This is a genomic window from Flavobacterium sp. FlaQc-52, from assembly GCF_044007495.1.
Taxonomy (GTDB): domain Bacteria; phylum Bacteroidota; class Bacteroidia; order Flavobacteriales; family Flavobacteriaceae; genus Flavobacterium; species Flavobacterium cupriresistens.
Map to the genome: position 1 here is coordinate 617,942 of NZ_JBIPCV010000002.1, position 24,587 is coordinate 642,528.

18 protein-coding genes are annotated in these 24,587 nt (G+C 35.2%); 12 read left to right on the forward strand and 6 right to left on the reverse strand.

Features of this window, described 5'->3' with window-relative positions; genetic code table 11:
- Positions 1–124 precede the first annotated feature (124 nt).
- Both ACHRV5_RS06440 and ACHRV5_RS06445 read left to right on the forward strand, forming a co-directional pair.
- The gene (locus ACHRV5_RS06440; RefSeq protein ID WP_395426171.1) at positions 125–604 is read left to right on the forward strand and encodes a TlpA family protein disulfide reductase; all 480 of its coding nucleotides are present in this window, start codon (positions 125–127) and stop codon (positions 602–604) included.
- Positions 605–607: 3 nt separating this feature from the next.
- The gene (locus tag ACHRV5_RS06445; RefSeq protein ID WP_047776475.1) at positions 608–1,216 is read left to right on the forward strand and encodes a thioredoxin family protein; all 609 of its coding nucleotides are present in this window, start codon (positions 608–610) and stop codon (positions 1,214–1,216) included.
- Positions 1,217–1,314: 98 nt separating this feature from the next.
- On the opposite strand, the gene ACHRV5_RS06450 is transcribed toward ACHRV5_RS06445, so the two are convergent.
- Positions 1,315–1,557 carry a hypothetical protein gene (locus tag ACHRV5_RS06450; RefSeq protein ID WP_082210621.1) on the reverse strand — a complete coding sequence of 81 codons (243 nt, stop codon included), beginning with the start codon at positions 1,555–1,557 and terminating at the stop codon, positions 1,315–1,317.
- Between the two features lie 346 nt (positions 1,558–1,903).
- Between ACHRV5_RS06450 and ACHRV5_RS06455 the strand changes: the two genes are divergently transcribed.
- Positions 1,904–2,248, forward strand: coding sequence for a hypothetical protein (locus tag ACHRV5_RS06455; protein ID WP_047776477.1), 345 nt, complete (start codon positions 1,904–1,906; stop codon positions 2,246–2,248).
- A gap of 48 nt (positions 2,249–2,296) precedes the next feature.
- Here ACHRV5_RS06455 and ACHRV5_RS06460 read toward each other — a convergent pair whose 3' ends face one another.
- From ACHRV5_RS06460 to ACHRV5_RS06470, 3 genes are all read right to left on the reverse strand, one after another.
- Positions 2,297–3,544, reverse strand: a complete 1,248-nt coding sequence (locus tag ACHRV5_RS06460; RefSeq protein ID WP_395426172.1) for an RNA polymerase sigma factor — start codon at positions 3,542–3,544, stop codon at positions 2,297–2,299.
- A 64-nt stretch (positions 3,545–3,608) separates the two neighbouring features.
- Positions 3,609–3,947, reverse strand: a complete 339-nt coding sequence (locus tag ACHRV5_RS06465) for a YciI family protein (protein WP_047776481.1) — start codon at positions 3,945–3,947, stop codon at positions 3,609–3,611.
- Positions 3,948–4,060: 113 nt separating this feature from the next.
- A complete protein-coding gene (locus ACHRV5_RS06470; RefSeq protein WP_230001783.1) occupies positions 4,061–4,513 on the reverse strand; it encodes a carboxymuconolactone decarboxylase family protein in 453 nt (150 codons plus the stop codon).
- A gap of 362 nt (positions 4,514–4,875) precedes the next feature.
- Here ACHRV5_RS06470 and ACHRV5_RS06475 point away from each other — a divergent pair, with 362 nt between their 5' ends.
- Positions 4,876–5,310, forward strand: coding sequence for a PepSY-like domain-containing protein (locus tag ACHRV5_RS06475; RefSeq protein WP_230001784.1), 435 nt, complete (start codon positions 4,876–4,878; stop codon positions 5,308–5,310).
- Between the two features lie 465 nt (positions 5,311–5,775).
- Positions 5,776–7,236, forward strand: a complete 1,461-nt coding sequence (locus ACHRV5_RS06480; protein ID WP_395426173.1) for a glycosyltransferase — start codon at positions 5,776–5,778, stop codon at positions 7,234–7,236.
- A 364-nt stretch (positions 7,237–7,600) separates the two neighbouring features.
- Here ACHRV5_RS06480 and ACHRV5_RS06485 read toward each other — a convergent pair whose 3' ends face one another.
- Positions 7,601–9,691: a M43 family zinc metalloprotease gene (locus ACHRV5_RS06485; protein ID WP_395426174.1), complete on the reverse strand. Its 2,091-nt coding sequence runs from the start codon at positions 9,689–9,691 to the stop codon at positions 7,601–7,603.
- 616 nt (positions 9,692–10,307) lie between these two features.
- On the opposite strand from ACHRV5_RS06485, the gene ACHRV5_RS06490 reads away from it, so the two are divergent.
- From ACHRV5_RS06490 to ACHRV5_RS06515, 6 genes are all read left to right on the forward strand, one after another.
- Positions 10,308–12,692: a TonB-dependent receptor gene (locus ACHRV5_RS06490; RefSeq protein WP_395426175.1), complete on the forward strand. Its 2,385-nt coding sequence runs from the start codon at positions 10,308–10,310 to the stop codon at positions 12,690–12,692.
- Positions 12,693–12,717: 25 nt separating this feature from the next.
- A complete protein-coding gene (locus tag ACHRV5_RS06495; protein ID WP_395426176.1) occupies positions 12,718–14,049 on the forward strand; it encodes a hypothetical protein in 1,332 nt (443 codons plus the stop codon).
- 135 nt (positions 14,050–14,184) lie between these two features.
- Complete coding sequence (locus tag ACHRV5_RS06500; protein ID WP_395426177.1) at positions 14,185–15,666, forward strand: ankyrin repeat domain-containing protein; 1,482 nt, start codon at positions 14,185–14,187, stop codon at positions 15,664–15,666.
- Positions 15,667–15,679: 13 nt separating this feature from the next.
- A complete protein-coding gene (locus tag ACHRV5_RS06505) occupies positions 15,680–16,159 on the forward strand; it encodes a DUF2271 domain-containing protein (protein ID WP_047776494.1) in 480 nt (159 codons plus the stop codon).
- Positions 16,160–16,164: 5 nt separating this feature from the next.
- The gene (locus tag ACHRV5_RS06510; RefSeq protein ID WP_395426178.1) at positions 16,165–18,366 is read left to right on the forward strand and encodes a PepSY domain-containing protein; all 2,202 of its coding nucleotides are present in this window, start codon (positions 16,165–16,167) and stop codon (positions 18,364–18,366) included.
- A 261-nt stretch (positions 18,367–18,627) separates the two neighbouring features.
- Positions 18,628–19,608, forward strand: coding sequence for an FAD:protein FMN transferase (locus ACHRV5_RS06515; protein WP_395426179.1), 981 nt, complete (start codon positions 18,628–18,630; stop codon positions 19,606–19,608).
- A 274-nt stretch (positions 19,609–19,882) separates the two neighbouring features.
- On the opposite strand, the gene ACHRV5_RS06520 is transcribed toward ACHRV5_RS06515, so the two are convergent.
- Positions 19,883–20,914, reverse strand: coding sequence for a LacI family DNA-binding transcriptional regulator (locus ACHRV5_RS06520; RefSeq protein ID WP_047776499.1), 1,032 nt, complete (start codon positions 20,912–20,914; stop codon positions 19,883–19,885).
- A gap of 735 nt (positions 20,915–21,649) precedes the next feature.
- Between ACHRV5_RS06520 and ACHRV5_RS06525 the strand changes: the two genes are divergently transcribed.
- Positions 21,650–24,289: a TonB-dependent receptor gene (locus tag ACHRV5_RS06525; protein WP_395426180.1), complete on the forward strand. Its 2,640-nt coding sequence runs from the start codon at positions 21,650–21,652 to the stop codon at positions 24,287–24,289.
- The last annotated feature ends 298 nt before the right edge of the window (positions 24,290–24,587 follow it).

The window sequence follows — 24,587 nt, forward strand, 5'->3', positions numbered from 1 at the left end:
AAAGAACAACTCTAAATCTATGTTTCTATGTGTTAAAAAAAATATGCTCAACAGGTTAGATATAATATTTATATTTGTTACAGAGAATCCAAATAGTATAAAAGAAACCCAATTAGGTACTTAGATGAAGAAAATCAGCATTTTTATAATTTTCGCTTTTTTACTGACGTATTCAGCAACGTTTTACGGTCAGCAAGTCAAACTCATTACGGTTGATCAGCTTCAGGAAAGAATAAAAAAAGGAAATGACAGTACTTATGTGGTGAATTTCTGGGCGACCTGGTGTGCACCCTGTATTAAAGAATTACCGCATTTTGAAAAATTAAGTCAGGAGTATCAATCAGAAAAACTGGTTGTATTGTTGATTAGCGTGGATTTTAAATCGAAATTGAATTCGGCAGTCATTCCTTTTGTGAAAAGAAAAAAGATAAAAAATGAGGTTTTTCTTCTCAACGAAAGCAATCCACAGGAATATATCGATCGTATCGAACCATCGTGGTCGGGGAGTATTCCGGCAACACTATTTATTAAAAAGGAGAAACGAAAATTCACCGAAAGTGAACTTACCTACGAACAATTATTAACCGAGTATAAAAAACTATAAATTATGAAAAAGTACATCACCATTATGTTGTTTTTGACTGCCTTTCTTTCTCAGGCACAAAGCAAAACGTTAAAGGCCGGAGAGACGGCACCGGATTTTAAACTTAAAAATGTAGACAACAAAGACGTTTCTTTTGAAAGTTTTCCAAAAGCAAAAGGCTTTATTGTGGTTTTTACGTGCAATACCTGTCCGTACGCCAAAGCATATGAGCAAAGAATAATTGACTTGGACAAAAAATTTAAACCCGAAGGATATCCTGTAATTGCCATTAATCCAAATGATCCGGAAGCGTCAAAAGCTGATACGTTTGATAAAATGCAGGATTTGGCTAAAGATAAAAAATACGCTTTCCCTTATTTATTTGATAAAGGACAGCTAGTAACCGATCAATATGGAGCCAAACATACACCACATCTTTTTGTGGTGTCTAAAAGTGCAAAGGGGACTTTCGTAGAGTATACCGGTGCGATTGACAATGATCCAGAAGGAGACAAAGCAGAAAAAACAAAGTATGTCGAAGACGTAATTTCGGCCTTACAAAAGAATCAAAAGCCAACTATAACAGAAACGAAAGAAATTGGTTGTACCGTGAAAAGAAAAGCGAAAGCATAATTGGATTAATGCCACTAAAATAGTGTAAAAACGCCTCAAATTTTGAGGCGTTTTTTTATTTCACATTTTGTGTTTTTGGTCAGATCTTAAACACACCCCTAGGAGTTGGTCTCTATAATGTTTTTTACGATACTGATGAAAGTATCCGTATTTTCGATTTCCTGCTTGATATAAGAGTCAAAATCCAATAAATTGAACCGCTCTATCATATCCTTTTTTGTATATTTTATTATTGATTCGAGACTTCGGCTATCTGTTTCGTGCAGTCGGTTTAATTGACGCTGTTTGCTTTCCAGATAATTTAAAGATTCTTTTAATGTTTGAATGTTTATTTTTTCCACCTGTTACTTTGTTTAATGGCGAATAATCAGGAATGAGGTAAAGTTCAATAGCTCCAAAAAACGTATTATTCATTTGAATTCACCTCATTCAAGAGTATCCTTTCTTACAAATACGCTCAAATAGGTAATTTGGTTTTAGTAGAATTCTATTTTTTTTTTCGAATAGGGTTCAAGTCCAAAAGTTTTGTGGAAGTAAAAATCTTGCCAATTCGCAAAACCGAAAAGTATTTTTCAAATATAAGATGAAAACACTCAAATATCGATTTAAATCTATTTTACTGAGGGTTTGGTTGTTATTTTAATCGCGTGTAGTTTTTATGGAGCACAAAAAATAAGGACAGTATATATGGAAGTATTTGAAATCATTTCGTTTGCACCATCAGAAGGCCCGATTGGGACAATAATTAGATTGGTGTCTTCCGATAATAAGAATGTTGAACCGGAGTCTTTGGTATTGGAAGGTGTTGAGTTTGCCTGTAGTAACAATAGAAGATTAAATTCTGCTTTTACTACTTCCGGTGTAGTAAATGAATCCTATACTCATTTTTCAGTTAAAGTTCCCCCTGATGTTTCTGAGGGAGAATCGTATGTCATCATTTTCAGGTTTAAGAAAAAATCAGAATATGGAAGTAAAGTTTATTTTATTACCTATCCTTTTAACGATCTTTTCGTCGTTAAAGAAAAAGACTAAGGTATTCGTGCGATGCAATTTAATATTTTAGGAATAAGCATCGGGCCATTAGTGGTTGTTTTTTAAGTTCAATTTCTCGATATTTTTACTAATAACGTTTTGATCCGCTGTCGTTTTGGCTAACTCCAAAGCTGTTTCAAATTGTTTCAAGGCTTTTTTTGTGTCAAAATCCGCATATAGATTTCCAAGCAAAGAATAATAAAAATGATTGTCGGTCAAATTGAGTTTCTCGGCTTCTGCAATGGCTTCTTTTTTGCTTTTTACTTTTGATAAAGCATAGGTTCTGTTAAGTGCGACAATAGGAGAATATTCTAAAATAATCAGATTGTTGTATAATTCCAGAATATGTTGCCATTTTTCGGTTGTATCTTCTTTAATTGTATGCCAATAGGCAATTCCGGCTTCAAGATGGTATTTTGAAAGAGTATTCCCGGTAGAAGATTGGCTCAGAAAATACATTCCGCGCTCTATTAATTCCTGATTCCAAAGCGATTGATCCTGATCGACGTATAAGATAATTTCTCCATTTTCAGTTGTTCTGGCCTCAAATCGGGAAGAATGGAAACACATCAGAGCCATTAAAGCATTCGTTTCCGGTAAATTAGTGTTTTTGTTACTAATTAATAGATAAGTAAGACGCATGGCTTCGGCACACAGGTCTTCGCGTAGAGTTTTATTTTGTGAAGTAGAGTAGTAGCCTTCCGAGTAAAGCAGGTAAATGGTTTTCAAAACGGTACTTATTCGTTCCTTTATTTCCGAAATACTTGGGTTTTGAATTTTAATATCTTCTTCTTTAAGCTTTTCTTTGGCGCGGTTGATCCTCTTATAAATGACTTCTTTATTGGAAAGAAAAGCATCGGAAATTTCATTGATTCCAAAACCACACAGTAGATTTAGTGCCAGTGCAATCTGTGCTTCGTTGGAATTACAAGGATTGCAAACCGTAAAAATCATTGCCAATTGACTGTCGGCAATATTCTGATCCGATAAATCAATGTCGACTTCGGGATTGTTTAGTGGGGTGTTGTATTTTATTTCAGCGGCTACTTTGGTTTCAAAAAGACTGTTTCTTTTCAAATAGTTCTTGGTTTTGTTTTTGGCAACGGTATAAAGCCAGGCGGCCGGGTTTTCAGGTATTCCTTTTATAGCCCAGGTCTCTGAAGCAGACAAAAAGGTATCACTCACGATATCTTCGGCAATTTCGATATGATGAATACCAAACAGGTTACAAAGAACAGAAACAATTTTTTGATATTCGGTTCTGAATAAATGAGGTATAAGTTCTTTGTTCTCCATAGTGTAAAGTAAAAATGCCCAAGTAAAGATACAAAGGCATTTTTAATAGTTGTCATTTAAAAGTTTAAACGCCCATACGAATTTCAACGTTTCCACCGAAATTTAAAACCGGACATCCCTGTGCGATTTCGGCTGCTTCCTCATAATCTTTGGCTTTGATTATAATTAACCCTCCAATTGATTCTTTGATTTCTACAAAGGGACCATCGGTGATTCCTTTATTAGAAGAAACCAATTTACCTTGTCCGTCCCAACGTTGTAAGGGTCTTGCTAATTTGTCTTGTGCTGCAAGGCTGCCAAACCAGTTTTGCCATTGTTGTAAATGTTGTTGCAATTCTTCGGGTGAAGGCTGTGTCTCTTTGGTTATAAAATCTCTTCTGAAAATCAATAAAAATTCATTCATTTTTGTACGTTTTATAAGTTGTCAATTTGCGTTTGTAAAATAGTTTTGGCTATACACTGCTTTTATTCAAACAATAAAAATAGTGTTTTGCGGGATTAAAAAATCCAATTTAATTATCCAAATTGCCCTACTCTGTAAGTTCCTGGGGTATTAGCAAAAGCAATGTTAATGCGATTCCAGGTGTTTATTGTCGTGATGGCAAGCGTAAGATCTATTAATTCTTCTTCCGTAAATTCCTCTTGTGCAATATTGTAAATTTCATCGGGAACATCGCAGGCATTTACGGCTTCTGCGTAGGCAAGAGCAATTCTTTCACGTTTTGTAAAGTAAGGAGTTTCTTTCCAGGCGCTTAATCCAAATAAACGTTGTGTAGTTTCGCCATTGGCCAATGCTTCTTTGGAGTGCATATCTAAACAATAAGCACAATTGTTAATTTGAGATATTCTAAAATCGATTAGTTCCATAAGAGATCTATCGAGGCTTGATTTTTTCAAATAACCGGTAATTGCAAATAAAGTTCCGATTGCTTTTTGACCTTTTTCAAATACGTTAATTCTAGTTTCCATGTAGTGTGATTTTTAAATGTTTATACTCTAATAACAATTGAACTTTCAAAATTGGACAAAAAAAATAAAAAAAATGTAAAAAAAAATGAACGTGAGCGTAAAAGTGAATGTTTACGGGACTTACGAACTGAAATAAAAAGAATTATTTGCTGTGTGTTTTTATTTGAAAGTATTCCGGAAGACGAAATCGTGTTGGAAATGGAGTTAGTAATGAGCTGTAAACACATTTAGAAAAGTAAAAAAATACAAGATTAGCATTTTTAAAGAGACATTTTATAAGTGATAAAGGTTTCTTAAATTGATTTGGAAACATTTTTGCTTGTAGTAAATTAGTAAGGCAATAACCTTAAAACAGTTGAATCATGAAAATAAAAATCATTTTTGCCACAGTATTGCTGGGGTTTGCAATATCGGCTAACGCGCAAAAGAGAATCAAAATTACCGAGCTTCCCGAAGCATCACAAGATTTTCTAAAAAAACATTTTAGTTATACCACTGTTGAAGTAGTCAAAAAAGACGCGGAACACGGTGAAAAAGGATATGAAGTCATACTGAAAGACGGAACCGAAGTTGAGTTCTGGAAAGACGGTTCCTATCGGGAGGTTGACGGAGGTAAGAAGCCAATTCCGACTGCATTTATCCCGGCAGCTGTTAAAGACTATGTGGCAAAAAACTATCCGAACGAAAAAATAACCCACATTGATTACGGTCACAAAGACCTCGATGTAGATTTAACGAACAAAATTGATCTTGAGTTTACTAAAGAGGGCAAACTTCTAAAAGGAAAAAAAGAATAAATTAAACCGTGGAGTGTGATTCAGGGAAATTGCAATTTTTTCAGATGGTTTGATGTGACTTGTTTGTTGTGAAAGGTGGAATGTAAAACATGAAGCATAAAACATGAAACATGAAACATGAAAAGAGGAGTAGATAAATACTATTCCTCTTTTTTTTGCGTTAATACAGGAGCATTTTAAAATTCATTTTGAAGTACTTTTCAAAATTGATAGAATTGACGGTTGCAACACTTCAAAGCAATTGTATTTACTCGTAATCTTAGCTTCCGGATACACAAAACCTGTATAAACATTGTACAAGTGTATAAACTTTATACACACTAAATCGTATTGAATTATCGTAAATCCCTCAGAATCCATTTTATAGGATAATGGCACATGCATTGCTAAATGTGTTACTGTGAATTCCTGTTTTCGGGAAAATTTATTTAAAAGCCATAGGATAGAAATCAATAGAAGTACAATATGAAGAGTGAAACAATTATTTCAGAACAATTTTATACTACAAGCGACAATACAAACAATAACGAACATTCTGTAAGCAGTTCCATTTTTCGTTTTAAGAGTAAAACAGCAACCAATAACAGTGAAGAAAAGGCAAGTCCATTAGGTTTAATAGTCCTTGCAAGTACTTTTATACTGATGTTAACGGGCGCTTTTATGGTGCATCAATTTCAAACCGATTTTGATCAGTTTCAAATTGACCGAATAAATTCCAGTTGGGGATTTCCTTTTTTAATTTTAGCGATTGCTTTATTTGTCTTTCAAAGTGGTGTTTTTGCTTATAATTTATTTCTTTACCTGCGCTACAAACCAATCGAGTCCGTTTCGGATGATTTATTGCCAACCTGTACCGTTATCGTTCCTGCGTATAATGAAGGGAAATTGGTTTGGGATACTTTATTGAGTTTAGCCGAAAGTGATTTTCCGGAGCAAAAACTACAAATACTTGCTATTGATGATGGGAGTAAAGATGATACCTGGTACTGGATGCAACAGGCAAAAATAAAGTTAGGAGATCGTTTGACTATTTTTCAGCAACCTGAAAATGCCGGAAAACGACACGCACTTCACCGTGGATTTGAACTTGGTACGGGAGAAATTTTTGTAACGGTAGATAGCGATTCGATTGTAAAAAAGGATACTTTGAGAAATTTATTGAGTCCTTTTATAGTTGACGAAAAATGTGGTGCAGTTGCCGGGAATGTTCTTGTTTTGAACAATAAAAAAGCATTGCTTCCTAAAATGTTAAACGTAAGTTTTGTAATGAGTTTTGAATTTATGCGTTCTGCTGAAAGTAGTCTGGGATCGGTGCTTTGTACTCCGGGTGCAGCAGCGGCATACCGTAGAGATGCTGTTTTGGAGTGTCTTCCGGAATGGATCAATCAAACCTTTATGGGACAACCTTCTGACATTGGAGAAGATCGTGCGATGACCAATATGATTTTAAAACAAGGACTTCATGTGTTGTTTCAGCGAAATGCTTTAGTGTTAACAAATGTACCGGAAGAATATACCGGTTTATACAAAATGTTTATCAGATGGAGCAGGAGTAATGTGCGTGAGAATCTTATGATGGCACAATATGTTTTTAAAGATTTTAGAAAAGGATCTAAGTTTGGTACAAGACTTTTGTTTGTGAACCAATCTTTGCAAATCATTTTAGCATATCCGTTTCTGATTTTTATGCTGTTTTTTATACTGACACATCCGTTGTTGTTTTTAAGCTCGACTTTGTTAAGTATCTTGATAGTGTCTACTTTTCCGGTTTTGTTTTACGCCAAAAGATACAATTTTGCTGAGTCCCTATGGGCATATTCCTATAGTATATTCTACACCTTTAGTTTGTTCTGGATAACGCCTTATGCAATTGTTACAGCAAATAAAAGAGGATGGTTAACCCGTGGACTGTCGGATAAAAATTAAAAGTGAAAATTGAAGAGTAAAAAGTGAAAATTGTAATTTTGAATTGATTGAGATTAATTTGTTTGAAAAGCTCCTGTTCGACTGAACAGGAGCTTTCTTGTTTTATAACTTATTTAAATGGCAAACCTCTAAAAAGCTAAATTCTAATTAATTCAAGTTGCTAGCTAATTGTTTTTTTTTCAATCTGAATAGCCTCGAGCTTTAGCTCAATGTCATTAAGTTAAGAGCTTTTTCACGCAGATTTTGCAGATTTTGCGGATTTTTTTTATTACATCCTGCTAAAATCTGCAGATTTTGCGTGAGATTTTTTTAGACAATCTTATAACTTGTTTCATTTTAGTGATAAGAGAACTGGCAACTTGAATTAATTGATGACCTTTTTAGAATAAACAGTACCATTTGTATCTTTTAGTTTAATAATATACATCTGGTGATTGTTTAATACGGGTAAATCATAGTGGGCTGAATTTATTTTATCGAAATGAAATAAAACTTTACCGGTAATATCGTAAACATAGATTTCCTGTAATAGTATCTTATTGGCTTCAACCCTGAAAGAACCGCTGTTTTTATAGATAACATAAGATGGTAGCTCGCTTTCGAAATTTTCAACACCCAATGTTCCACTTTTGATTATTATACCATAGTCTTCAACATCAAAAACATTTGATGAACTTGGATAACAGCCGGAGTCTGATATTGCTGCATCAGAGTAAGGGTCTAAATCAGCAGAAGAAGATCTGTAAACGATACGCATCGTTAAAATTTTATTGCTTACAACCTGATTAGGAATTACAATATCGTGCGATAAAACAGTACGTAGCGTTTGGGTTTGGTCTCTCATTTGTTTACCGGCAAAGATGACTTCACTTTTATTAAAAGCCCCGTCATTATTATAGTCAATCCAAGCTTTAACATAACTATTACGACTTGTTATAGTAGAGATAGAGGCTTGTAATTTGTAACTTTTAGAGGTTTGAACTTCGGTAATTTTTGAACATTTAAAATCAGAGTATTGTTCATTTAGACTTACAGGAGTTGTGTTTTGTATGGTGTTGAATTCTACTTTACTTAATGCAGCTCCAAAGTTTCCGCTTTGGTACGTTCCAAATTTACAAGACGGAGCAGTTCCGGTCTCACCTATAGTAATAAGCTTTGATTTTGTTTTTGTAACAGTTCCTGCTGAAGTGGTAATGGCTAATGTTACATCATAAGTTCCGCCTTGTGTCAAAGCAAAACTTGGATTCTGCACAGTAGAGTTTAATGTTGTAGTGCCATTTGTAACAGTCCAAAGAAAACTAATGCCGGGATATTGGCTGTTTGGTAAAAGGCTGTTAGGGATACAGGTTGAGGCATCTCTTAGTGTAACGCTATTATTAGAAGGGCAGATTATAGTTTTATCTGCAACAAAATCAACTTCTGCTTGTTGTACCGGTACTAAAGATAAATTTCCGTTTTGAGCCAATAAACCTTTTCGGGTTGTTTCTAATGTAGCGATCATTCTGTCGATTTGGTCTTGTGTAAACATGAATTTACAAGAGTTCGGAGAATACGACATTATATTATTCATAAAGTATTTATTACTTTTTAACGATAATCCAGTTCTCGAATCAACATAATTTAGAGCACATGCATTAATATCTTCGTCTTTGTTTTTATCACAATCCTGATTTGTTTCGAGATGTGGCGGGGTATCTTCACAAAGATCCCCTGAAGCAGGGGCTAATGACGGACATGTAGTATCGGAACTTCCCTCAAAAGTATGACGTAGGCCTAATCCATGTCCTATTTCGTGTGCAATTGTTTTGTTATTGAGATCATAGGCAAGCGTTGCGTTAATAAAAGCCCCGTCTGTGCTTGTTCCGGGATAATAAGCATAACCGTTAACTCCTGGAACTTTTGCTAAATAAACATTGTAATATTTTTTTGGATCCCACTGCATGGCTGCTCTAATTTGGGAATCAGGTACTCCAGTCTTATCATTTATTCCGCCGCTAACGTAAGTAACGTTGTTTGAATAATCATATCTTTCAATACCGTTAGTACAATTTCCTTTTGGATCACGTACTGCCAAAACAAATTCGATTTTAGAATCTAAACCATAACGCTTATCAAAATTCACATCACCATTTAAATAGCGATAGTATAGATTTAATCTTTTTACATAGTTTAGGACCACCTCTTCAGATAAATTTAATCCTGTTCCTAAAGCTTCACCTGTATGTATAATATGTATCACAATTGGAATTTGATAAAGAACAGTCGCGTTGTTTTTTGAGGTTTTTGAAAACTCGTCGCGTTCTTTTATCTTTTGCTGTAATTGCATTTCCTGCATTTTAAGAACAGCAGGGTCAATTTTATTTAATTCAATCTTAAAGCCGCATTTGTTATCAATATCCTGCGCCAGAATTTTTAAAGAAAACAGTAAAAAGAGAATAAAGTAGTTTTTTTTCATAATAAAAGTGGGGTTAGTCGAATAGAGAATTATTTGGAAAAATAAGTCAAGTATTCATTAAAGTCAGCAAAAATGTAAAATATTTTGATATAAAGCATTATAAATAAGTAATAATTCTTATAATACTAAGATAGTTGTCAAAAAAAAGCATAACAGAAGTTATGCTTAAAACTAATAAAAAACTAAAAATTCATGAAACCTCTTTCTTTGTATTGGCACAAATATAAGAGGAGCAGTTTGAAAGAGTTTGTATTGATTCATATATGATTTATATGAGTTTATATTTGTAAATAATATTTATATTTACGTTACTAAAAGGATGAATATTCTTGTTTTTATATAAGAGGTAATTCTAAGATTATTGGATGTACGAACATAAGTCGTCTTTAAGATTTCGAAATTCTCGATGGCATAATTATTAAGCATGAGATAAATAGTACTACGCGCTCCCTTTCTGAGTATTTGTTTTGAAGGGTAAATTGAATGAATGTAACGACTCTTTTTTCATTAACATTAGAATCTCTAATGTAATTCTAATGATTTTCTAATCTGCTTATTTAGATTAAGTAAAAATAGATTGCTAGTTTTGCCTTCCTATTTTAAGAAATTCAAAAAAATGCGTTTACTATTGTTCATGTTCTTGCTGGTTAATTTTTCGGCCTGGTCTCAAAACGGAAATGTTGGTGGAAAAGTTACTTTTAATGACAAGGAACATGCTTTTGGTGCAACAGTAATGGTCATGGGGACTCAAAAATACGTTGTGGTAGACAATGAGGGCCGATTTGAAATTAAGGGACTTCCTTATGGAGCGCATACTTTAGAGGTTTCTTCTGCAGAAGCTCATACAAAAACAATGAATATCGTTTTAGACCGTCCTTCTTTGACGGTTGCCATTACAATAGAAAAGAAAGGGGCACAGGGTTTAAAGGAAGTTGTTATTCAAAAAACATCGGTTAAAAAAGAGATTATCAACAAGGGGTTTTCTGTAAATGTCATTGAGACTGAGGAAGCAGCCAAAAGAAATCTTCAAACAAACGATTTATTAGACCGATCCGTAGGGGTTAGAATTCGACAAAACGGGGGACTGGGTTCCAGAGTGGATTACAACCTAAACGGAATGTCAGGAAATGCAGTACGCGTATTTATTGACGGAATTTCGATTTCTACTTATGGCCCATCCTTCAGTTTAAATAGTATCCCACCGGCGCTAATAGAGCGTATCGAAGTGTACAAAGGCGTTATTCCCGCACACCTGGCTGATGATGCATTAGGTGGAGCCATCAACGTTATTCTTAAAAACGGAGCTAAAAATACTTTAAACGCTTCTGTTTCATACGGTTCATTCAATACTTTTCAAGCCAATCTAAATGCAAGTTATCGTGCTAAGTCCGGTTTTACGGTAAAAGCATCGGGATTTTCAAATTACTCCGACAACGATTATGAAGTATGGGGAAGATTTGTGTACAACATAAAGCCCAATGGAGAACAGATTCCGACCAGAGTCAAACGTTTTGAAAGTATGTACCGCTCTTATGGCGGACGAGTTGAGGCCGGTTTTACAAAAGTTAATTGGGCCGATGCTTTTCTGATCGGTTACAATGGTTCAGCAGATTACAATCAAATCCAACACGGACAATATATGACAAAACCGTATAAAGGTCGTTTTACAGAATCTGAGGCTCATGTGTTAAGTCTAAATTATGCCAAAAAAGACTTTTTGATAAAAGGGCTTGAATTTACAATGAATGCGGTTTACAGCCAAAGAAATGATATCGTAAATGATACCGTGAAATGGGTTTATAATTGGGACGGAAAGAAGTCGGTTAATCTAGATGGAAACCCATTTTTATCAAATACTGGAGCGCAACAAGGCCCGGCAACACTGCTTACGATAAAAAATAATATTCTCAATACAAGAGCCGGATTAAATTACAGTCTGAACGAAAATCATAAAATAATACTTGGTAGCATGTTTTATAATTTGGATCGAAGTGATTTAGATATAATGAAGCCTGAATTGCAAAGAACCTTTGAGCCTAGAAACGATTATCAAAAAAGCATCACTTCGTTGGGTTATGAAATGAGTGCTTTTGACAATCGTTTGAAAACAAATATTTTCGGTAAATTCTATGAGCAAAAATTTGCACACAGAAACTGGAGTGTGGTACAAAATGTTATAACGGAAAAGGTAATCAAAAACACCACCTCGGTTTATGGTTATGGATTCGCAGGATCTTATTACGTGACACCAAAAGTGATGGTTTCGGCCTCTGCAGAGAAAGCATACCGATTACCGGCTGATGATGAGATATTTGGAAGACCTGGATCTAATATTTTAGCGAACCTTGATTTAAGACCGGAGCTGAGTAATAACCTGAATGTAGGGTTGAGATTCGGACCTTATAAATACAATGAACATAAAATTTCTTGGGGTGGATCTTATTTCTGGAGAAATTCTGAAGATAAAATTGTTCAAAGAATTAGCGAAAAATTAAATGAAGCAATCGAGGCATCGCCTTTTGTAAATATAGGAAGAGCACAGTCAGTAGGTTTTGAAGCCTCAGCAGAGTATGTTTACGATAACAGATTGTTTGTATCGCTGAACATGTCAAAATTTAACTCCCTATTTAAAATGAAGTACGATAGTAATGGTACTGTCCTGGAGCGATACAATCAACAGTTGCCAAACGAGCCCTTTTTTACAGTGAATGGAAGTGTTCAATACAATTTTAAAGATTTTATACAACATAAATCAGAACTAAATCTGTATTACAATTGTGGTTATGTAGCTCCATTTTACACTGGATGGCTTGAAATAGATTATGCGCCGGCACAGTTTCCACAAGATTTAGGAGCTAGTTACACCTTACCTAATAAGAACTTTGTAATAAGTTTTGATGCCAGAAACATTTTTGACGAACAGATATACGACAATTTCGGTGCCCAAAAACCAGGAAGAGCCTTTTATGTGAAGTTGAACTATACAATCAGTAAATTTTAATAATTAAATTTTTAATACAATAGATATGAAAAAGAGTACCTTTAAATTACTTGCATGTGGTTTGGTTCTAACCACATTTGGACTAGTAACTAGCTGCAGTAGTGACGATAAAAAAGAAGAGGTTATTGTTGCTCCGCCAGCAGCAGATAGTCGTTGGATTACCCTTGCTGGAGCTTTAATGCAAACATTGCCAGGTGATGGTGATGGTGGGACCAGAGTATTTTCGATAAGTAAAGAAAATGCAAAAGATCCAGGTTTCTCTGTTAATGTTTTTGACGATGGTGCTCCTGTACAATCAAATAGAACAGCACGTTTACAATCGTCTGTAGATGGTAATACACTTTTTAATATTACCTACACAGGAGCAAATGGAGGTGAATTTATGACTTATGCCGTAGGTGGGGGAAAAAACTTTTTGCAATCAGGAAACACGGTAAACATTTCGCAATATGCGGGAACAGCACCAAGATGGAACAAACTTTTTGACGGAGATAAAACAGGTGTAGCGGTAAATATAACAGCTCCGGTTGTGGTTACTAATGAAGACAAGACTTATAAGCACACCAGAGGTAGTGCTACCGTATTGTCTTTAGATTTAAAGGGAATTGCAATCTCTGCAGCTAAACAATACCAAATTCCATTGTCTGATGCAGAGGAAGTTTTAGGACATCATATTTTTCGTTTAGATGCTCCAACACTTAACAAAGCAGGAGATAAATTGATTATCGGTACCTGGATGCGTAAGACAAATCCGGCTACAGCGCAAAACGAAACTACATTTGAACGTTTAGGTTCTAAATCTGTAGTAGTAGATTATCCTTCATTAACAAATCCTCAGATTATTACTTCTACAGTAGCTTTTGGAGACACAAGTGGTTTTAGAAGTTTTAACAGTTTTCTTGCTACTGACGGAAACATTTATCAGGCAACTCAGAGAGATTTAATTAAAGGTTCTTATATCTTAAAAATCAATCAAAACAATCAATACGATAACACTTATGACTTTAGTTTAGATACTGCTTTAGGAGTAAAAGGATCTTATGTGGAAGCTTGGAGATATGTTGGTAATGCTATTGCGTATGCAGTATACAGAGTTGGAGCTAGCAAGCAAAGTTTTGTGGCCAGAATTGATCTTACTGCAAAAACAGCTAAGTTAGTAGAAGGTATTGCATATGATGCTGATTTAAGTTTTGAGCAGTATCAAGGTTTCGTAGTAGATAAGAATGAACTTTTTATTGCAGTTACTCCTGTTGGTAAAGATGGTAATATCTATATTATTGACGGTAAAACCGGAGCCGTTACAAAAGGTGCTAAATTAATCAATAAAGCTGGAAATCGCTATATTGGAGTGTTCTAGGATTTTTGTTGAAAAATTAGAACAGATTCATTAATTCTTATTTTGAAATATTCTAAATAAGAACTAACTTTCCGCCTCGAAATCACGGGGCGGATTGTTTCGTTTCATACACTACCATTTGTTATTATTTAAATTATGAAAAAAATACTTTTTACTGCCATAATCGCAGCGACATTGCAGGTTAACGCTCAGGAAAATAAACTTTTAGATGCAAATTTCTGGAAAGCTGCTCCAAATTTAGCGACTTTAAAAGCTGAAATAGAAAAAGGAAATAATCCTGCAGAATTAAATGCAAATGCTTTCGATCCGGTTGTTTTGGCCATTAATAATAGCGCACCTTTGGAGGATATTAAATATTTGTTAGAGCTCCCAGGTAATGCAACTAATAAAATGACACACGATAATCGTATTTATTTGCATTGGGCGGCTTACAAAGGAAACACAGAACTGGTACAACATCTTATTGCCAAAGGTTCTGATATTAATCTGGAAGACAGCCATGGCACAACACCAATTGCATTTGCTGCTTCGGCAGGGGTAAATAATCCAACGACATATGATGCTTTTTTTAAGGCAGGAATTGATCCTAAGAAAAAATACAGTGAGGGAGCAACCCTTTTATTACTTGCGATTCCCGGAGATAAAGATTTAACCATTACAGATTATTTAGTATCAAAAGGGTTGTCTCTTAAAGAGGTTGATAGTCATGGAAATACTGCTTTTGACTATGCAGCAAGATCAGGAAATGTTGATTTATTGAAAAAATTAGCTGCCAAAGGAGTAAAATATACAGATAATGCTTTAATAACGGCAGCTCAAGGAATGAGAAGAAGTGCAAATTCTATCGAGGTGTTTAAATACTTGGTAGATGATTTAAAGTTAAAACCAACTGCAACTGCTTCAAATGGGCAAACAGTACTTCATATCATTGCTTATAAAGAAAAGCAAGCTGAGATTGTAAAGTATTTTATAGACAAAGGAGTAGACGTAAACAAAGCCGATAAAGAAGGAAATACTGCTTTAATCATTGCAGCAGCAGGAAAAGATATTGAGTTAATACAAACGTTGTTGCCAAAAGTAAAAAATATCAATGCAGTAAATACTAAAGGAGAGTCTGCATTAACTGCGGCCGTAAAAGGAAGTTCTACAGAAGTGATCTCGTTGCTTTTAAGCAAAGGAGCTGACATCAATGTTAAGGACACTGCAGGAAACAATTTGGCATTCTATCTGATTGAATCTTACAAAGGTTCAAGAGGCGGAGCACAAAAAGACGATTTTGACGATAAATTGAATTTATTAAAGGGTAAAGGAATTAACTTTGCAGCGCAACAAAAAGACGGAAGCACCCTGTATTATACTGCTGCCGCCAAAAACAATATCGCTTTGTTGAAAAAACTGGACGGATTAAACATTGATGTCAATGCTAAAAATAAAGAAGGTTTAACAGCATTACACAAAGCTGCTATGATTGCAAAAGATGATAGTGTTTTGAAGTATTTGTTGTCGATCGGGGCTAAAAAAGAGATTAAGACTGAATTTGACGAAACAGCTTATAATCTGGCACAAGAGAATGAATTGTTAACAAAGAATAATATAGCAATTGACTTTTTAAAATAGTAAATAAATATAAATGAAATCAGTATCTAAAATCTGCCTGATGGCAGTACTTGTATCCCTATTTTCTTTTCAGGCTTCGGCACAAACCACCAAATACAAATGTCTTTTGCAAATGTCAAACTATGTAGGTGAAGGAGCTTATGTAGCTGTATCGCTTATTAATGCTAAAGGAGAATATGAAAAAACCCTGTATGTAATGGGTGATGATAAAAAATGGTATACAAGTTTAAAAGAATGGCATAAATTCAGTTCTAAAAAGGCAGATGTAAGCGCAAAAACAGGTGCTTCTGTAACTGGAGGAGACCGCAGTGTGACGATGTTTGAAATCGAAACCGCTAAAATAGACAAAGGGTATAAAATACGTTTTGAATCAGCAGTTGAAGATCAAAAATATCACGTGACTGACGCAGAAATACCTTTAACAACAGCTGGTATTACTGAAAAAGTGGAAGGTAAAGGCTACATTAGATATGTAAAACTTAGCAATATATAAGGCATATGACATTATCCGTTTGGAGATATGCTCATTTAACTTTGGCGGTATTTTCTTCACTCTTTCTTGTTTTGGCATCGCTTACCGGAGTGGTACTTGCTGTCGACGCAATAGGGGAGAAAATACCGCCTTATCGTGTAGCTAATTTTGAGAATTTGTCAGTAGCGGAGGTTCTTCCTGCGTTGACTAAAAATTATCTGGAAGTTAGTGAAATCAGCGTAGATCACAATCAATTTACAACATTAAAAGGTCTTGATGAAGACGGAAACGATGTTGATGCATACATTAATCCTGTTACCGGCAAAGTAGTAGGAAAAAACCAAAAGAAAAGCGATTTTATACAATGGGTTACCTCACTTCACCGTTCTCTTTTTTTACATGAAGCCGGAAGACTTTTTGTGGGCGTTAATTCTTTTTTACTTTTTCTGATTGCTATTTCGGGTTCCGTATTAGTGATACAGAGACAAAAAGGATTACGACGTTTTTTCTCTAAAATTATTAAAGACAGTTTTGTACAATATTACCACGTTATCTTAGGAAGACTGATGTTAATTCCTATTTTGATCATGGCACTTTCGGGTACGTATCTTTCGATGCAAAGATTTAAACTTTTCCCTGAAAACAAAAGCGATCAGAAAGAAGTACAAGTTGAAAATAAGGCTCTTAAACAGCAGAGTATTGCCGATTTTGAAATTTTCAAAAAGACTAAACTTGCTGAAGTTCAAAAAATAGAATTTCCTTTTGATACAGAAGATCCCGAAGAAGTTTATGTACTGAAATTAACAGACCGTGAAATACAGGTAAACCAGTTTACAGGGCAAATTAGTAGTGAAGTACACTATCCAACTACAGTTTTGCTCGAAAACCTGAGCCTTGATCTGCATACCGGAAGAGCAAGTGCCATTTGGGCAATCGTTTTGGCAATAGCAGCACTAAACATCTTATTTTTTATTTATTCCGGATTTGCAATGACTTTACGTCGCAGGGAAACCCGAATTAAAAACAAACACAAAGCAAAAGACAGTCAATTTATTTTATTGGCAGGCTCAGAAAACGGAAGTACATTACGTTTTACCAATGCGGTTCATACGCAATTACTGACGAACGGTTTTTCTTCTTATTTGGGAGGTTTAAATGAATATGCTCAATTTTCAAAAGCAGAACATATTATTATTTTTACTTCTACACACGGACTAGGGGATGCACCTTCAAATGGAACCAAATTTTTGTCCTTGATTGAACAATACCCGCAAGAACAAAAAGTTAATGTTTCTGTAATCGGATTTGGTTCAAAATCATATCCTGATTTCTGCGGTTTTGCTAGAAAAACAGATGAAATTTTGACCGCTCAAACCTGGAGCAACCGCTTTTTGGATTTGCATACGATCGATGATAAATCCCCCGTACAATTTGCGGGCTGGGTTAAAAAATGGAATACAAAATCTGAAATTACTTTAGCTACAACGCCAGCAACTTATGCTCAAAAGCCAAAAGGAGTAGAAAAAATGATTGTGTTGGAAAAAACGACAATTTCAGAAACCGATCATACCTTTATGTTGATCTTGCGTGCCGGAATGAGAACAAAGTTCACTTCAGGAGATTTGCTCGCTGTTTATCCTGCAGGAGATGGCAGAGATCGTTTGTATTCGATTGGAAAAAGTAATGGCAATATAAGTCTCGTGGTAAAATTGCATCCACATGGACTGGGTTCAGAATATTTGTACAATCTTCAGCCGGGTTCGGTTATCAAAGCTCGCGTGATGAAAAACGAAGCCTTCCATTTTCCAAAGAAAGCTAATGCTGTGGCTATGATTTCAAACGGAACTGGAATTGCCCCATTTCTGGGAATGATAGAACAAAATAAGAGCAAGGTAGCCTGTCATTTGTATACAGGTTTTCGAAATGAAACTGAAACCGTTACCAAACACAAACAGTTTGCAGAAAACCAGATTGAGAAGCAACAGTTAAAAGATTTTCATATTGCCTTTTCACGCGAACAAAATCAATGTTATGTGATGGATTTAATACAAAAAGAGGCTGAGTTCTTTGCTACTTTATTGCAACAAGGTGGAGTTGTTATGATCTGCGGTTCACTGGTAATGCAACAAGATGTTGAAAAAGTACTGGACGCCATTTGCATAGAGAAAAACGGAAATAATCTCGCCTATTATAAAGCAAATAAGCAGGTGCTGGCAGATTGTTATTAACCGGAACTCGTTTAATATTTAAATTATTGTTTGTTAGTATTTAATATCCGTTGGGTGCAATTAATTGTAACACATAGAGACATAGTTAACAAAGCTTAGAAAGACGTTTTACTTTAAATAAATTGCATGACACTATGTGAAAAAAGTGTGATTTTCTTAAAATTTATCGAATTATAATTTCCAAATCTATGTTTCTATGTGTTAAAAAAAAATCAGTAACTTAATCATTCAACTCAGGTTATAAGGTTATAAAATACGATTATGAAATTTAAAAATACTATTCTAATTTCCTTGATCCTGTTTAGTTTCTGCTGTACAGGGCAAGAGGTAATGCGAAAAAGAACCACTTTATTGATGGGAAGTCGTTTTGATATTACCATCGTAGCGCAGGATTCTTTGACCGCCGAAACCCGAATAAACGAAACCATTGCAGAAATTACACGCATAGAAAATCTTATCTCAGATTGGAAATCAGATTCTCAAGTTTCCGAAGTCAATCATAATGCCGGTATTCGTGCCGTAAAAGTAGACAAGGAAGTGTTTGATCTTACCAAACGGGCCATTGCAATTTCAAAAATGACAAAAGGTGCTTTTGACATTAGTTTTGCCGCAATGGAAAAGGTGTGGAAATTTGACGGTTCAATGACCGAAATCCCAACTCCTGAACAAATTAAAAAGTCGGTAGAGAAGGTGGGGTATAAAAACATAGTTTTGGACAGCATTCAATCGACTATTTTCCTCCAATTGCCTGGAATGAAAATCGGTTTTGGATCAATTGGAAAAGGATATGCAGCCGACAAAGCCCGTGAAGTTATGGAAGCTAAAGGCATAAAAGCCGGAATTGTAAATGCATCCGGTGATTTGACAACCTGGGGAAAACAACCCAACGGAAAAGAATGGACTATTGGCATTACAAACCCTTTTGATACCGAGAAGTTTGTTAAAATAGTTCCGTTAAAAAGAGAAGCCGTAACGACATCGGGTGATTACGAAAAGTTTGTAGAATTAAAAGGTAAACGCTATTCTCACATTATAAATCCAATTACGGGTTATCCCGCTACCGGATTGGTAAGTGTTACCGTTTTTGGTCCCAGCGCAGAAATGGCAAATGGATTTAGTACTTCCTTAATTGTTCTAGGAAAAGAAGCAGGACTTCAATTAATCAATCAGTACCCGGAGTATAGTTGTATGATGATTACAGACAAAGGGAAGATTTTCAAATCAAAGAAGTTTAAGCGTTAAAAGGCTTTTGAGTCTAGAGAACAATGCTGGTTTATCAATATAATAATCGAATTTTGTCATTTCGAAGAATGAGAAATCACACAAGAGAAGCCAGACAGTAAGTCGCTAATCTTTGTGGAATTACTAGTGTGATTTCTCATTCTTCGAAATGACAATAAAAGAAAAAAATGGGGTATTAATGACCTCATTTTTTTTTAGTTAAGTAAGTTGATCCAGCCTTTTTTATATTTCGCTAACTTAGTGTAAGTGTTTGATTTTTTTTATTTAACGTAGATTACAAAGTTCTCTGCGTAGACTCCCTTTCAATAATATAAGTAGGCAATACAACTGTCTGATGCACTACCGGAAGATGTTCTTTGAGTTGTGTGATTTCATCAATTAATATTGCGGCGGCACGATATCCGATATCATAGCCGGGTTGGTCGATAGTAGTTAGTTTAGGCGAAATTACCGTACTCATGAACCAGTTGCTGAATCCAAAAACTGCAACTTGCTCCGGGGTTTTTATTTTGTTGTCGTTAAAATATTTAATAATTCCGATAGCAACCAAATCTGTAATGGCAAAAACGGCATCTACATCATCGTGGTCTTCTATTAATTTTTTGGCATTCTCATAACCATCTTCAAAATCTGTATTGTGATCACAAACGTAAACCAAAGAAGGATCGTATACTATATTATGATCTTCTAATGCCTTTTTATATCCTAGAAAGCGATCGATGGAATTCTGAGGAACATAAGAACCGCGAAAATGAGCGATCTTTTTATATCCTTTTTCTATTAAATAGGTTACCGCATCATATGCGGCCTTCATGTCATTAATTACAACCTTTGAACAATCAACCCTTTTAGCAATTTTATCAAATAAAACCACAGGAGTCTTTTTTCGAATAGCTTCATTGATATGCGAAAAATCATCGGTTTCGTTTGAAAGAGACATCAGAATACCATCTACTCTTTTTTGAAGCAATAAGGCGACTTGCTTTTTCTCTAACTCATATTTTTCACTTGACTGCAGAATAATAACCATGTAGCCTCTTTCTTCGGCTTCTTCTAAAATTCCGTTGAGAACGCTCGAAAAAAAGTGATGCACGGTCGCAGGAACGATGACTCCGATAGTTTTGGTTTCATTAGTCCTGAGGTTTACGGCAACAGAGTTAGGCATATAGTTCATCTTATCTGCCATCTCAATTACTTTTGCGCGAGTACTTTGGCTAATGTCTGTATAACCTTTCAGGGCTTTCGAAACGGTGGTGACAGAAATTCCTAATGCCGAAGCAATATCAATTAATTTTGTATCATTCATGAACTAAATATACTAAAAAATCTTAACCGCAAGATCTGGAGAGATTTTTTAATTCTTTATAATAGTGTAAGTCAGTAAAGACAGGGAGATATAATGGTACTAAGTTTTTTGTGCACGCAGATTTTGCAGATTAGGCTGATTTTCTCCACTCTCCAAAATAATTGCGATCGTTTGATTTGTAAGTTTTGATAAGAGAACAACCCAAATAAATTCAAAGCGCCCAAATAAATCCGCTCAATCTGCAAAATCTGTGTGAAAATTTTTCGGCAAAACATAACGACACAATTTAATACCCCTTTGCATATAAACTCTTTAAAGCATAATAGTTAGAAATACCAACACAAAAGTTAAATTAAGTTTTTTGTGCACGCAGATTTTGCAGATTAGGCTGATTTCTTCCGATTCTGTAAAAAAATATGTAATCGTTCGATTTGTACATTTTAACAATAGAACAATCCAAATAAATCATAAGCAACCAAATTAATCCGCTCAATCTGCAAAATCTGCGTGAAAATTTTTCCGCAAAGACATAAAAACATAAAATAACAGGCTATAGCGTTGCCCCTTGTGAACTTAGCGGTTAAAAAAACTAACTTTATACTTAAATAAAATAAAATCGAAAACGTTTTAGGTGTTTTCGAAAACGTTTTCGATTTTATTTTCATAGTCAGGGTATAATTAGTTGTATAAGTTTACAGTAACAATCATAAGATTTACTAACCAAACCAATACCAAATGAAACCAATTAATGCGTATCTAGGCAGACTATTTTTAATGTTGTGCCTAATTTCTGTTCCCAACCATTTGTTGGCACAGGAGAAGAATACTGTTTCCGGAAAAGTATTCGACGAAACCGGACAAACTATTCCGGGAGCAAATGTATCCTTAAAGGGAAGCGATCAAAATGTGATTACAGATGTAAACGGAAGTTATTTATTTTCGAATGTAGCTGCCGGGAGTTATACCATTTCAGCAACAAATGTGGGGTATAAAAGCTTCGAGAAAAAAATTACTGTAAAAGAAGGAGAGTCAGTAAAGGAAGACCTGTTCTTAGAAACGGAATCACAGAGCCTGAAAGAAGTAGTGGTTACAGGATCATCCAGTCCACGATCTAAATTAGAATCAAGTGTGGCAATTACAACGATGGGAGCAAAGGCTATTGAAGACCGAGCCCCAATAAGTACCGCAGCTTTACTTCAAACCATTCCGGGATTCGTAGTAGAAGCCTCGGGAGGAGAAATTGGAAACAACCTTTTTGCAAGAGGGATTCCATCAGCTGGAGCTTATGAATATGTACAAATTCAGGAAGACGGATTGCCGGTTTTTGAAGACGGAGCTTTGCAGTTTGCCAATGCCGATACTTTTTATAGGTTAGATGAGACCGTTAGTAAAATGGAAGCAGTACGTGGAGGATCAGCTTCGATATTTGCGAACAATGCTCCGGGTGGAATTATCAATTTTATCTCAAAAACAGGGCAAAATGAGTTTCAGGGAAGAGCTAAATTTTCGACCTCAGATTACGGGATGTTCAGAACCGACCTTAATTTATCAGGTGCTTTAATTCAGGATAAATTATTCTTTAATGTCGGCGGTTTTTACAGAGCTGATAATGGAGTAAGAAATACAGGTTTCACTGCTAATAAAGGAGGTCAGATCAAAGGAAATTTGACTTATAAATTTGATGATGGAGATTATTTAAGAGTTAATTTCAAACATCTTAATGACAGAAATACGTTTTATCTGCCAATACCCTTAAAAAGTAATAACGGAAAAATTGAAGGCATAGACGGTTTCAATCCAAATTATGGAACGCTGACTTCTGCAAATTTTAGTCATTTGAATGTTCCGCAATACGGTGGTGGCACTTTTACTGCCGATTTAGAAGATGGTTCTCATCCTGTTATCAACTCAATCGGAGCGGAGTTTAAAAAGAAAATATCTGATAAAGTAACATTCAAAAATGCATTCAAACAAACGGCAATCGATTTGAATTACAACGCCATTTTTCCTAACGGAGGTCCGTGGACACAAGATTTTTATGCGACCGATATTCAAAAAACCACTGCCGGTAATTTAGCTTATACTTATGTAGATAATGGAGCTGCTGTTGATCCAAATGCACTAATTATGAGAGCAGATCATTGGTACATTCAGAAAAAAATGAACAATTTTGCGAATAATTTCTCTTTCTCATTTGATTTAGACCCTGTGAAGTTGACCGCAGGATACTATTATTCGAATTGGAAATCGAATCAATACTGGAACTGGAATTCGTATCTGGTAAATGTTTCTGACAATCCGCGACTTTTAAATGTAAAAGACAATACAACCGGAGTAGACCACACGTGGAATGGAGTTGAAAGAATCACTTGGCTAGAAAGAGATGCGCAAACCAAAGGTGTTTTAAATGACATATATGCCGACGCAGAAATTAAAGCCACTGATAATCTTACTTTTAATGCCGGTTTACGCTACAATAAAGACAAATATTCAGGTTATAGAGACAATGCCCGATTCTTTGCCGAAAACTTAGGGGTTTTAGACAACAATACCGCCGATGATGCCGTGACAACCGTAAAAGGAAATCCGTATACCTATTGGAGATATGATGTGAGTGAATGGTCCTATACTGCCGCCGGAAATTATAAGTTCAATGATAATATGGCTTCTTATGTTCGATATAGCCACGGTTTCAGATCTCCAATTGAAGAATCGTTTTATGACAACGCTGCTGATTTAAGCAAGTTGGAGAATACAAAAGTGAATCAGTTAGAACTAGGTTACAAATATTCCGGTTCGTTTTTCACTGTGAATGCCAATGTATTCCATATGAATTTGAAAAATGTTGCCTTTACCGATATTTTATCGGATGGAAGTTCTGAAAACAAGTTTGCTGACGTGAACAATATTGGACTTGAAGTAGAAACCAATGCCAGATACGAGATGGTAAAACTGAATTTTACATTCACCGTTCAAAAACCGGAATATGATAAGTTTACGGGTACAAATGCAGACGGTTCTACCTTTGATTTTAATGGGAATACAGCCCGAAGAATCCCTAAATTCTTCTGTAATCTAAGACCGGAAGTAGATATCACAAAAGATTTTACAGCTTATGTACAATTCTCTTATTATGATAAAAAATTCACCAATCAGGATAATAAGCAGGTTTTACCAGCCTATAAAGAAGTTGGGGCAGGTTTAAATTATACGTACAACAACCTTCGTTTTGCGGTTGATGCATCGAATTTATTCAATGAAATCGGTTTAACAGAAGGCGATCCGAGACAAACCACGTCAGCAGCAAGCGATGTGTTTATGGCAAGACCAATTTTGGGGCGCGCTTTTAGATTCTCAGTAGCCGTTAATTTTTAATTAGTTGTTAGTTTAGATGGATGGTGACCAAATGCTGTTGTGAAAAACGGCATTTGGTATTTTTGTAACTTTAGAGAAAGAACCGTAATGCAATATCTTTCGTTAGATTATAAAACTCTGTTGCGGTAAAATAAAATAGTTTTTTGCCACAGATTACACAGATTAACACAGATTAATTTATACACAGAAAAAAATCCTTTTAATCTGTGTAATCAGTGGCAAGAAAAAAATATTCGTGGCAATTGGTGAAATTGCTTCGCCTGTTCGCTATCGCTCGAGTCATGGCAAAATATGCATG

What these genes read in the sequence shown, in the direction of transcription:
- ACHRV5_RS06470 (WP_230001783.1), bottom strand. Translation starts at nt 4,513, where the DNA reads ATGGAAACTAGAATTAACGTATTTGAAAAAGGTCAAAAAGCAATCGGA.
- ACHRV5_RS06505 (WP_047776494.1), top strand. Translation starts at nt 15,680, where the DNA reads ATGAAATCAGTATCTAAAATCTGCCTGATGGCAGTACTTGTATCCCTA.
- ACHRV5_RS06490 (WP_395426175.1), top strand. Translation starts at nt 10,308, where the DNA reads ATGCGTTTACTATTGTTCATGTTCTTGCTGGTTAATTTTTCGGCCTGG.
- ACHRV5_RS06475 (WP_230001784.1), top strand. Translation starts at nt 4,876, where the DNA reads ATGAAAATAAAAATCATTTTTGCCACAGTATTGCTGGGGTTTGCAATA.
- ACHRV5_RS06465 (WP_047776481.1), bottom strand. Translation starts at nt 3,947, where the DNA reads ATGAATGAATTTTTATTGATTTTCAGAAGAGATTTTATAACCAAAGAG.
- ACHRV5_RS06515 (WP_395426179.1), top strand. Translation starts at nt 18,628, where the DNA reads ATGAAATTTAAAAATACTATTCTAATTTCCTTGATCCTGTTTAGTTTC.
- ACHRV5_RS06500 (WP_395426177.1), top strand. Translation starts at nt 14,185, where the DNA reads ATGAAAAAAATACTTTTTACTGCCATAATCGCAGCGACATTGCAGGTT.
- ACHRV5_RS06520 (WP_047776499.1), bottom strand. Translation starts at nt 20,914, where the DNA reads ATGAATGATACAAAATTAATTGATATTGCTTCGGCATTAGGAATTTCT.
- ACHRV5_RS06455 (WP_047776477.1), top strand. Translation starts at nt 1,904, where the DNA reads ATGGAAGTATTTGAAATCATTTCGTTTGCACCATCAGAAGGCCCGATT.
- ACHRV5_RS06510 (WP_395426178.1), top strand. Translation starts at nt 16,165, where the DNA reads ATGACATTATCCGTTTGGAGATATGCTCATTTAACTTTGGCGGTATTT.
- ACHRV5_RS06440 (WP_395426171.1), top strand. Translation starts at nt 125, where the DNA reads ATGAAGAAAATCAGCATTTTTATAATTTTCGCTTTTTTACTGACGTAT.
- ACHRV5_RS06525 (WP_395426180.1), top strand. Translation starts at nt 21,650, where the DNA reads ATGAAACCAATTAATGCGTATCTAGGCAGACTATTTTTAATGTTGTGC.
- ACHRV5_RS06445 (WP_047776475.1), top strand. Translation starts at nt 608, where the DNA reads ATGAAAAAGTACATCACCATTATGTTGTTTTTGACTGCCTTTCTTTCT.
- ACHRV5_RS06480 (WP_395426173.1), top strand. Translation starts at nt 5,776, where the DNA reads ATGAAGAGTGAAACAATTATTTCAGAACAATTTTATACTACAAGCGAC.
- ACHRV5_RS06485 (WP_395426174.1), bottom strand. Translation starts at nt 9,691, where the DNA reads ATGAAAAAAAACTACTTTATTCTCTTTTTACTGTTTTCTTTAAAAATT.
- ACHRV5_RS06460 (WP_395426172.1), bottom strand. Translation starts at nt 3,544, where the DNA reads ATGGAGAACAAAGAACTTATACCTCATTTATTCAGAACCGAATATCAA.
- ACHRV5_RS06495 (WP_395426176.1), top strand. Translation starts at nt 12,718, where the DNA reads ATGAAAAAGAGTACCTTTAAATTACTTGCATGTGGTTTGGTTCTAACC.